Source organism: Moraxella sp., assembly GCF_030525845.1.
Lineage (GTDB): Bacteria > Pseudomonadota > Gammaproteobacteria > Pseudomonadales > Moraxellaceae > Moraxella.
In genome coordinates, this window is sequence record NZ_JAUNDY010000003.1 from 142,088 (window position 1) to 152,180 (window position 10,093).

Genomic DNA, 10,093 nt, shown 5'->3' on the forward strand with positions numbered 1-10,093 from the left:
AAATCACAGCACAAAAAACAGACCCCCAATTTATTGAGGGCCTGTTTTTTGTTTAGCAATTAAACCAACTGAGCTACACTAATCTTGTCAGATTTTTCGGTATATTCACTCATCTTATCGAAGTTTAGGTAGTTGTAAACTTCAGCTTCCATAGATTGGAGTTTACCAGCATAAGACAGATATTCCTCTACGGTTGGTAGTTTACCAAGTACAGAGGCTACAGAAGCCAGCTCTGCTGACGCTAGGTACACATTGGTATCTTGACCTAGGCGGTTCGGGAAGTTACGAGTTGAGGTTGAAACTGCGGTCGAACCAGGAGCGATACGAGCTTGGTTACCCATGCACAGCGAGCAACCCGGCATTTCGGTACGAGCACCTGCTTGGGCATAGGTATTATAATAACCTTCGTCCATCAACTGACGAGCGTCCATCTTGGTTGGTGGAGCAATCCACAGGCGAGTAGATAGGCTACCTGCTGGTACTTCTTTAAGCAGTTTACCTGCGGCACGGAAGTGACCGATGTTAGTCATGCACGAACCAATGAACACTTCATCAATCTTATCGCCCGCAACTTCTGATAGCAACTTAGCGTCATCTGGGTCATTTGGGCAGCATAGGATTGGCTCTTTGATTTCTGACAAATCAATCTCATAAACACGGGCATACTCTGCGTCAGCGTCCGCTTTTAATAGCGAAGGGTTGTCTAGCCATTTTTGCATACTCTCAGCACGGCGTGCCAAAGTGCGAGCATCGCCATAACCCTCGCTAATCATCCATTTAAGCATGACGATGTTAGAGCGTAGGTATTCGGCAACTTTTTCTTCTGATACGGTAATCGCACAGCCAGCAGCACTGCGTTCGGCAGATGCGTCAGACAACTCGAACGCTTGTTCAACGGTCAGGTCATTTTCCATTTCAGTTAGGTCAATCTCTAGGATACGACCTGAGAAAATGTTTTTCTTGCCCTTTTTCTCTACGGTCAAATCGCCTGCTTTGATGGCATAATAAGGAATGGCGTGAACTAGGTCACGAAGGGTAATCCCCGGTTGCATTTTACCTTTAAATTTGACAAGTACAGATTCAGGCATGTCAAGAGGCATCACACCCGTAGCAGCCGCGAACGCCACCAAGCCAGAACCTGCTGGGAACGAGATACCAATTGGGAAACGAGTGTGCGAGTCGCCACCAGTACCCACGGTATCGGGCAGAAGCATACGGTTTAGCCACGAGTGAATCACACCATCGCCTGGGCGAAGCGAAACACCGCCACGATTCATGATGAAGTCAGGTAGCGTGTGGTGGGTGTGTACGTCAATTGGCTTAGGATAAGCGGCGGTATGACAGAACGACTGCATGACTAGGTCTGATGAGAAGCCCAAGCACGCTAGGTCTTTTAACTCATCACGAGTCATCGGACCTGTGGTGTCTTGTGAGCCAACGGTCGTCATCTTAGGCTCGCAGTAGGTACCTGGGCGAATGCCTTGACCTTCTGGCAGACCGCACGCACGACCAACCATTTTTTGTGCCAACGTAAAGCCTTTACCTGTATCGGCAGGTTGCTCAGGCATACGGAACAAGGTAGATGGAGCAAGACCTAATGCCTCACGTGCCTTACCAGTCAAGCTACGACCGATGATAAGGTTGATACGACCACCTGCACGGACTTCGTCTAGTAGTACGGGGGTTTTAAGCTGACTTTCGGCAATTTGTTCGCCATTTTTAAAGGCAGTAACAGTCGCAGTAGCATGGTCGATTTTTAGGGTGACTTCATCGCCCATGTTCATGTTGGTTACGTCAATCTCAACAGGTAACGCACCAGCATCTTCCATGGTGTTAAAGAAAATCGGAGCGATTTTACCGCCCAAGCACACGCCACCGTCTTTCTTGTTGGGAATGTGTGGGATTTCATCACCAAAGAACCATAGCACAGAGTTGGTCGCAGACTTACGGCTAGAACCTGTACCCACTACGTCACCCACATAGGCAACTTGATTGCCCTTAGCAATCAATTCCTTGATTTGGCTGATAGGACCGACTTCGCCGTGTTTTTCTGGGTTAATGCCATCACGGGTGTTTTTAAGCATGGCGTTGGCGTGTAGTGGAATGTCAGGACGACTCCAAGCATCTTGGGCAGGAGACAGGTCGTCAGTGTTGGTCTCGCCTGTTACCTTAAAGACGGTGATTTTTAGCTCGCTTGGTACATCAGGACGGCTGGTGAACCACTCCGCCTCTGCCCATGATTCTAGCACCGCTTTGGCATTGGCATTACCTGCTTTGGCTTTTTCCTCAACATCGTGGAAAGCATCAAACACAAGCAGAGTCTTTTTAAGTGCTTCGGCAGCCAATCCGCCAAGCTCAGCATTATCAAGTAGCTCGATGAGTGGAGCTACGTTATAGCCACCTAGCATGGTACCTAGTAGATACACCGCACGCTCACGGCTCACAAGTGGTGAAGTTGCCTCACCTTTGGCAATGGCATTTAAAAAGGCAGCCTTAACATAGGCAGCTTGGTCAACCCCTGCTGGTACACGGTTTTCTAGCAAATCCACCAAGTAGGCTTCCTCGCCTGCTGGTGGGTTTTTAAGAAGTGCAACCAAATCGGCAGTTTGAGCATCGCTCAAAGGTTGTGGGGGCACGCCCAGAGCCTCACGCTCCGCAACGTGTTTTCTATATTCAACGAGCATGTCTGACATAACTTTATCTCCGTGTGTGGTCATAAGTGCTTGATAGTAATTATTAAAAATAAATGATTATCAAGTGCCTAGACGTTGATTTTAAAGGCGGTTTCGCCCAAATTTACCCCTGTATAATAACCGATAAAAAACACAAATTCAAAAGAAATCGCATTTATAGCCAATATTTTTTAATAAAATGATGAAACAACACCTATTCTCAATAACCAACACAAAATCGCCAATCGCTTTTTGTCTTGAAATCAGGTAAAATAACCCCAAATTTACTCTCATTCAAAAATACAAAAAAGGCACACCATGACCGCAGTCCAAACTTTTACCCCCAACGCCCGCCCCGCCCCCAAAAAAGCCATTCAAGGCGAGAAACTGCGTGGCTATGACAAAGTCGCTCGCATTCCAATCAAGGTTATCCCAACGGTAGAAACCCCAAAAAAGCCCGATTGGATTCGGGTCAAACTATCCAGCCCTGCCGAAGTGGAACGTATTAAATCCACCCTAAGACAGCAAAAACTCTACACCGTCTGCGAAGAAGCTGCCTGCCCCAACCTACCGCAATGCTTTGGCGATGGCACAGCGACTTTTATGATTATGGGCGACATTTGTACACGCCGTTGTCCGTTTTGTGAAGTAGCACACGGACGCCCCAACCCCCTTGATGTGGACGAACCACGCCACACCGCCGAGACCATTTTGGGGCTTGGCTTAAAATATGCGGTCATTACCAGCGTGGACAGAGATGATTTAAAAGATGGCGGTGCAGGGCATTTCGCCGAAGTGATTACCGAAAGCCGTAAACTCTCCCCAAACTGCCTGCTTGAAATCTTAGTGCCTGATTTTCGTGGGCGTGAGCAAATCGCCCTTGATGTCTTAACTGAAACCGCCCCTGATGTCTTTAACCACAACATTGAAACTGTGCCACGCCTATATAAGGCATTTCGCCCCGGTTCAGACTATGAGCATTCTTTAAAACTGTTAAAAGAATACAAAGCACGCCGTCCTGACATTGCCACCAAATGCGGATTTATGGTTGGGCTTGGCGAAACCGAAGAAGAAGTGTATGCCCTACTTGATGACCTAAAAGCTCACGATGTGGACATTATCACGATTGGGCAATACCTTGCCCCAAGCAAAAACCACGCCCCTGTGGAGCGTTATGTCCACCCCGATGAGTTCGCCCGCTATACCGAATACGGCAAAAAATTGGGCTTTTTTAACATCTGGGCAAACCCAATGGTGCGTTCAAGCTACTTTGCCGACCGCCAATACTATGGCGAAGACTGCCCACCGCCCGTGCGTTCGGCTAAGGCTTTGGCAGAAGAGAAATTGGCGAAAGCGGAAAAAGGCGAGAAGGCTGGGTGTTTTTGATTTTTAAATGGTGATTTTTATAATGGGTAAATTAATTTTGCCCATTGTAAAGTTTAATTCTGACAAAGTAAGGAATTCATAATGGGCAGTTCTAGCGAATACAAAGAAGTTATTGTGGAAACATACGCTGCATCTAGGGCATTAGGCGATACAGGGCGTTCAAAAGTGAGAGTTCGCCCCATTGCAGGTCAAGGCATAGACACCAACCTTAAAGTTGAATGTTCTAAAAAAATGCGAGAAATGTATCCTGTTGGCACAAAGTTCAAACTTTCTCTAAAAACCATTACACCAGCAGACAACAGAGAATTTCTTTATGCTCATTTTAATGCACCTTATGAAGTTCTAACAGATGAAGAAGTAACAAATTTCTTAAATAAGAAAAACTTATGACCCAAAAAACCATTCTCTCCTCCAACGGCGTTCATCGCCTACACCACACCTTTTTTATCCCAAAAAATAAAATCCGTGCCACCCTCCTCATCGTACACGGTATGAGTGAACATAGTGGACGATACGCCAAATTTGCCCAATTTTTGGCGGATAACGGCGTACTTGTGGCGACTTTTGACCTGCTTGGACACGGACAGACCGCCAAGGATAATGGCGAGCTTGGATTTTTTGATGAAAAACACCCCGTGCAGACACTTTGCAAAGATGTCATCATCATGGCAGACAAACTCAAAGAAAAAGTTCGCAGTCTGACCGACCACCCCACCCCTCATTTTATCATGGGACATTCGATGGGGTCGTTCATCGCGCGGACGGTTTTAATTCATCATGCTACAAGTTTTAATGGGGTGATTTTGATGGGGACAGGCAATTCTTTTGGCGTAACAGGACATCTTGCCAGTGCTGGCTTTGCCACCCTAAACCACCTAAATCCCCAATATCGCAACACTCGTTTTGCTACATTTTTTAACCACATGCTCCTTACTCAAATTCACTCGCCGATTAGCTCATCGCCCTTTGCGTGGCTGTCTGAAAACACCGATAACCTCAAAGAATTTGAGACTGACCCTTTGTGCGGTTTTGCCTTTACAAATAATGGTTTTTATACTCTTGGCTTATTCATCAAAAAAGCCACTACCCCAGCTTGGCATGCTCATTTGTCAAGTGATTTTGGGATATTACTGGTTAGTGGCAAAGATGACCCTGTGGGTAATATGGGGCAAGACATTGTTGATTTACAAGATGAATTGATGACAAATGAAAAAAACTGCACCGCCTTGCTTTATCCTAACATGCGACACGAACCGCTTCATGAGGCGGGCAAAGACGGAGTTTATCGTGATATTTTGCGATGGCTACAAAAGCATATTTAAATCATCAATAATTTACCAATAACCGCATTTTTTGGTATAATCAAAATGACGTGTTTTGGTTTGTAAATTGAATAAGTGATGAAAAAATTTAATCTTTGTTTGGCACTCATGGTTGTTTTTGGCAGTCAAATTCCTGCCGTGCTGGCTCATGATGGCGTATCACATCTTTCTATGCAGACTTCGGAGGGCAAGCTACATCAGCTTAGTCAATCTACCACTTGGCATAGATTGCTTTTGTATAAAAACCAAAAATCCTCCCTGCCAAGCCATGCCACTAACGCCAAATTTTTTGTCAGCGGCAAGTTTGACGACCCTCATGCCGAACTTATAGCAAACATCGAAACACTGAGCAATCCTGCCACAAAAGATGTTTTTGCTTGCCAATTTCCTGCTCGCACTCATTGGCTAATCAGTCAGCTGCCCCATCTAAGTAGCGACATTCATTTAGACGACTGTGAAGAATTTAACGCCTTTAAGTCTCAGATTGATGTTAAGCAATTATCCCTCATTTATGCCGAAGAGCATATTAACCGTGTGGGGTCGTTTTTTGCTCATACACTCATTAAAATTGACAATACCAAAAGTCTTGCCACTCATAATAGCGATGACGCCTATTACATCAATTTTGCCACCGATGAGACGGCAGATGATAGCATGATACGCACTGTGCAGGGCAAAAATCCTGCGGCGATGACGGTGGATAAATTCACCGAAAAACAAGCAAGTTATTTGATGACTGATGAGCGTGATTTGTGGGAATTTACCATCGATTTACCCCAAGATGAGCTTGACCAAATCATTCGACATTTGTGGGAAGTTAGGGGCTTGCACCGCTATTATAATTTTTTGGATAATAACTGTGCCAGCGAAATTCTAAGACTCATCGATGTGGCAAATGACAGACATGATTTAGTCAAAGACGCTGGTAAAATTATCTCACCAAATGAGGTGGGGAGAGTATTACAGCGAAATCATCTGCTAAAATCCCAAAATCTGCAACCATCTAGACGCACCATGCTTGCTGAGGGCATAGACGTCGATGAGCAAAGCTACAAACAACTCATGACGGACGGCAATCTACCCCACATTAATAAGCCAAAAAACAACCCCCTCTTATCTAGTCCTGTTCATCGGCTTCATGTTGATGTCCAAAATAGCGACTTTTCTGACACCGCTTATATGCTTGGTTTTCGTGGAGCATATCAGGATTTGCTTGATAGAAATATCGGCAAAAGACAATTTATCCACACCAACATCGCCGAGATAAATCTTGCTTATGATGATAAATTAAAGCTACAAAGAGCGACACTCATTGACTTTTTGGCATTCAACCCCAAAAACGCCCCCCTGTCAAAGGCAAGCTATGGCGGTCATGTCAAGCTAGATAGAGTATCTGACAGAATCAGTAATGATAATTTGGTACTGAGTATGGGTGGGGCGTACGGTGGCTCATGGCAAATGGGTCGTGATGGACTGTGTTATACGCTTGGTACAGGCACAGCACAGGCAGGACAGGTAGCAAGAGGTTATCGGCTTGGTGTGGGTGTGCAAGCGGGGTGTGCGTATCATTTAAACGATAAAACTCGCCTGCATACAGAGTTAAGTCTTCCAATCTGGTATCATGACAAAGCATATCTTACCCCCAAAATCTCACTAGGCGGTCAATATGACGTGAGTAAAACATTGGGCGTACGACTACTGGCGGATTATGAGCGGATTGATGATTTTGACAAAAAGGGCGTGAACATTGGCATTGTGCGGTATTTTGACTAGCTTAATAAATTTTATTTGCCAAATGCCCCAAAATTAGCGATAATAAACAAATTCTATCAAACAGGAAACACACAATGTCTCTACAAAACATCATTGAAACCGCCTTTGACAACCGTGCCAATTTTGGAGCATCTGACTGCCCTGCCGATGTGCGTGAAGCCGTCAATAAAGTGCTTGCAGGGCTTGATAAAGGCGAGCTACGAGTTGCCGAAAAGATTGATGGCGAGTGGGTGGTTCATCAATGGATCAAAAAAGCCGTGCTTTTATCCTTTAAAATCAATGACAACAAGCCAATCGAGTCATGCGATTTACGCTTTTTTGACAAAGTGGATACCAAATTTACCGATTGGTCAGAAGAAGACTTTAAAAACGCAGGTGTGCGTGTCGTTCCCCCTGCGGTCGCTCGCAAAGGCTCATTTGTTGGCAAAAATGTGATTTTGATGCCAAGCTATGTCAATATCGGTGCATATGTGGATGAAGGCACAATGGTGGATACTTGGGCGACTGTTGGTAGCTGTGCCCAAATCGGTAAAAATGTGCATTTGTCAGGCGGTGTAGGCATTGGTGGTGTATTAGAGCCACTACAAGCCAACCCAACCATCATCGAAGATAACTGCTTCATCGGTGCTCGTTCTGAAATCGTGGAAGGCGTTATCGTTGAAGAAGGTTCAGTCATCTCAATGGGCGTGTATATCGGTCAATCCACCAAAATCTACGACCGTGAAACAGGCGAAATCCACTACGGTCGTGTACCAGCAGGGTCTGTGGTAGTGTCAGGCTCATTGCCAAGTCCTTGTGGCAAATATAGCTTATACTGTGCTGTGATTGTTAAAAAAGTAGATGCACAAACCCGTGCCAAAACTTCGATTAATGAGCTGTTAAGAGCGGATTGATTTTTTTTAAAAAGCCAAATAAAAGACGGACTTTGGGTTCGTCTTTTTTATTATGAAAATTTAAGCAAATCTGTTACAATGGTCTAAATTTAACCAAGGAAAAACCAATGATTATTGAATTTGCCACCTTACCTCCTGTGGTGCAGGCGTGGGTAAAAACTTTGCCTATTGAAGGCGAAATTCATTTTATCAAAGAAAATGACAATTTGATTATTCAAGAACCGCTTTTTGACATAGAGCGAATGAAGCAGGCGTTAAAGGGTTGTGAAAGCAAAGAAGAGGCGTTGAAAAATGGGCTGATGTTACCACAAGGTAAAAATGAAACAGAATTACTTGCTTGGCTGGACGAAAACATCCCCAAACATTTGGCAAGCAAGGGGATTGTATGAGAGTGGTATTTGGCGATTGGTTGTCCGCCAATTTTGCTACTTTTGATGATAAATTGCGTCTGCAAGTCGCAAGATTTGCTATACATGTAGAAAAATATGGCGTAAAGGGCTTAAAAGGTCGCAATAAATCATCAGCTGACTTAACTGACACCACCAAAAAGGGTAGAGAGCGGGCTAAATTTGCTCAAAAATATTGTCTTTGGCATTATCATTTGGGTGTGCCGTTTTATATTGAGCAAACCAATGGCGAATTCACTTCGGAATATATTTTGCATTATTGTTATTATGATGATTTGATTGTGCCGGTGGATATTGACACGCACCCGCCATTTTATTTGCCTGATGAATTTAAAATGACACACTCTTAATTTAAAATCATAAAAAAACTTCCCATAAATTGATTATGAGAAGTATTAAATTCATTCTTTATCTTTTAACCATTGATAAGCGTTACCAAATCCTTTTAATTGTATGAAATGGCGTTCATTTTCTATCAATACCCGTTTTAATAAATGCCCAATATCAATCGCGGATTGCTGATGTGTCCATTCTGTCAAATTTTCATGCGTTTCGTTTGGGTGCTCTTTTTTGTAGCGATTATAGCGACCGTGCCAAGCGAGCATTAAAGGCGTGCCATTCCAATAATAAAGTTCACCCCCAATAAAATCTCTTGCTGAAAATGGTTTATCACCACATACTGCACACCATAAATTTACCATACCTTGCAAATATGCCAAAACCAATTGTCTCTCATCATTATTTAGCGTGTGTGGATTGGAAAAATTGTCAATTTTTTCCATATCTTTATGGGTATAAAGCATTTTATTTGCTCCTGTTTTTAATGTGAGTGTTTTGATATTTTTTTGCGGCCCCCCCCCACCATAGAGGTGCTGTTTCACACCCAAAATAATCTATACCCAATCTCTATAAAATCTGTTACAATGATAAATTTTTCCAAAATAATCACAATCTTATGTCCGCTACGCCAAAAAACAGCCCAAAAAACAATCTAAGAAACACCCAAATCCCCACCACTGACCCGTCCGCAGGACTGAAACTCACCGAAATTTTTTATTCCTTGCAGGGCGAAGCCTTGACTTCTGGCTTACCGACCATTTTTATTCGTCTGACGGGCTGTCCCTTGCGTTGCACTTATTGCGATACGACTTACTCCTTTACAGGTGGGGAGCGGTGGGGGCTTGATGAGATTTTGACCCACATTGCAAAGTTTCCCTGCAAGCGAGTGTGTGTTACAGGCGGTGAACCGCTTGCTCAGCCAAATAGCCTTGCCTTGATGAAATTGTTATTAGAAAACGGTTATGAAATCTCCCTAGAAACCGCAGGGGCGTTGTCGGTCAAAGAAGTGCCAAGCGAAGTCTCCAAAGTGATGGATTTAAAAACGCCAAGCTCAGGCGAAGATGGCAAAAATCTGTGGGAAAATTTGGGTTATTTAACCCCCAATGACCAATTAAAAATCGTCATCGCCGACCGTGCCGATTATGACTGGGCGGTAGAAAAATTATGGCAATATGACTTGCATAAAAAATGCGGTGTGGTTTGGTTTTCGCCAATGTTTGAAATTGATGAACGAAAGTCCGATGTGCCAAACATTGCCGTAGAGCTTGCCGAATGGATTTTATCAGACGGCTTACCAGTAC

10 protein-coding genes are annotated in these 10,093 nt (G+C 44.1%); 8 read left to right on the top strand and 2 right to left on the bottom strand.

What is annotated here, in order from left to right:
• Positions 1 to 59: 59 nt before the first annotated feature.
• On the bottom strand, positions 60 to 2,684 hold the full coding sequence (locus tag Q4B79_RS02465) for a bifunctional aconitate hydratase 2/2-methylisocitrate dehydratase (protein ID WP_303084851.1): 2,625 nt from the start codon (positions 2,682 to 2,684) through the stop codon (positions 60 to 62).
• A 306-nt stretch (positions 2,685 to 2,990) separates the two neighbouring features.
• Between Q4B79_RS02465 and lipA the strand changes: the two genes are divergently transcribed.
• The 7 genes from lipA (at position 2,991) to Q4B79_RS02500 (ending at position 8,803) form a co-directional block, all read left to right on the top strand.
• A complete protein-coding gene (gene lipA, locus Q4B79_RS02470; RefSeq protein ID WP_303084840.1) occupies positions 2,991 to 4,058 on the top strand; it encodes a lipoyl synthase in 1,068 nt (355 codons plus the stop codon).
• A gap of 81 nt (positions 4,059 to 4,139) precedes the next feature.
• Complete coding sequence (locus tag Q4B79_RS02475) at positions 4,140 to 4,448, top strand: hypothetical protein (protein ID WP_303084841.1); 309 nt, start codon at positions 4,140 to 4,142, stop codon at positions 4,446 to 4,448.
• Positions 4,445 to 5,380 carry an alpha/beta fold hydrolase gene (locus Q4B79_RS02480; RefSeq protein WP_303084842.1) on the top strand — a complete coding sequence of 312 codons (936 nt, stop codon included), beginning with the start codon at positions 4,445 to 4,447 and terminating at the stop codon, positions 5,378 to 5,380. Before Q4B79_RS02475 ends, Q4B79_RS02480 begins: the two co-directional genes overlap by 4 nt.
• 78 nt (positions 5,381 to 5,458) lie before the next feature.
• On the top strand, positions 5,459 to 7,153 hold the full coding sequence (locus Q4B79_RS02485; protein WP_303084843.1) for a DUF4105 domain-containing protein: 1,695 nt from the start codon (positions 5,459 to 5,461) through the stop codon (positions 7,151 to 7,153).
• Positions 7,154 to 7,227: 74 nt separating this feature from the next.
• A complete protein-coding gene (gene dapD, locus Q4B79_RS02490; protein ID WP_303084844.1) occupies positions 7,228 to 8,046 on the top strand; it encodes a 2,3,4,5-tetrahydropyridine-2,6-dicarboxylate N-succinyltransferase in 819 nt (272 codons plus the stop codon).
• A gap of 107 nt (positions 8,047 to 8,153) precedes the next feature.
• Positions 8,154 to 8,435, top strand: a complete 282-nt coding sequence (locus Q4B79_RS02495) for a hypothetical protein (RefSeq protein ID WP_303084845.1) — start codon at positions 8,154 to 8,156, stop codon at positions 8,433 to 8,435.
• A complete protein-coding gene (locus Q4B79_RS02500) occupies positions 8,432 to 8,803 on the top strand; it encodes a hypothetical protein (RefSeq protein WP_303084846.1) in 372 nt (123 codons plus the stop codon). Before Q4B79_RS02495 ends, Q4B79_RS02500 begins: the two co-directional genes overlap by 4 nt.
• Positions 8,804 to 8,854: 51 nt before the next feature.
• On the opposite strand, the gene Q4B79_RS02505 is transcribed toward Q4B79_RS02500, so the two are convergent.
• Positions 8,855 to 9,334, bottom strand: coding sequence for a hypothetical protein (locus Q4B79_RS02505; RefSeq protein WP_303084847.1), 480 nt, complete (start codon positions 9,332 to 9,334; stop codon positions 8,855 to 8,857).
• A 74-nt stretch (positions 9,335 to 9,408) separates the two neighbouring features.
• Here Q4B79_RS02505 and Q4B79_RS02510 point away from each other — a divergent pair.
• Positions 9,409 to 10,093, top strand: a 685-nt coding sequence (locus Q4B79_RS02510; protein ID WP_303084848.1) for a radical SAM protein, incomplete at its 3' end; no start/stop codon positions are given.

Bases quoted from the DNA above. Each gene is read 5' to 3' on its own strand.
- Q4B79_RS02485 (WP_303084843.1), top strand. From the start codon at position 5,459: ATGAAAAAATTTAATCTTTGTTTGGCACTCATGGTTGTTTTTGGCAGT.
- Q4B79_RS02465 (WP_303084851.1), bottom strand. From the start codon at position 2,684: ATGCTCGTTGAATATAGAAAACACGTTGCGGAGCGTGAGGCTCTGGGC.
- Q4B79_RS02480 (WP_303084842.1), top strand. From the start codon at position 4,445: ATGACCCAAAAAACCATTCTCTCCTCCAACGGCGTTCATCGCCTACAC.
- Q4B79_RS02495 (WP_303084845.1), top strand. From the start codon at position 8,154: ATGATTATTGAATTTGCCACCTTACCTCCTGTGGTGCAGGCGTGGGTA.
- Q4B79_RS02500 (WP_303084846.1), top strand. From the start codon at position 8,432: ATGAGAGTGGTATTTGGCGATTGGTTGTCCGCCAATTTTGCTACTTTT.
- dapD (WP_303084844.1), top strand. From the start codon at position 7,228: ATGTCTCTACAAAACATCATTGAAACCGCCTTTGACAACCGTGCCAAT.
- lipA (WP_303084840.1), top strand. From the start codon at position 2,991: ATGACCGCAGTCCAAACTTTTACCCCCAACGCCCGCCCCGCCCCCAAA.
- Q4B79_RS02475 (WP_303084841.1), top strand. From the start codon at position 4,140: ATGGGCAGTTCTAGCGAATACAAAGAAGTTATTGTGGAAACATACGCT.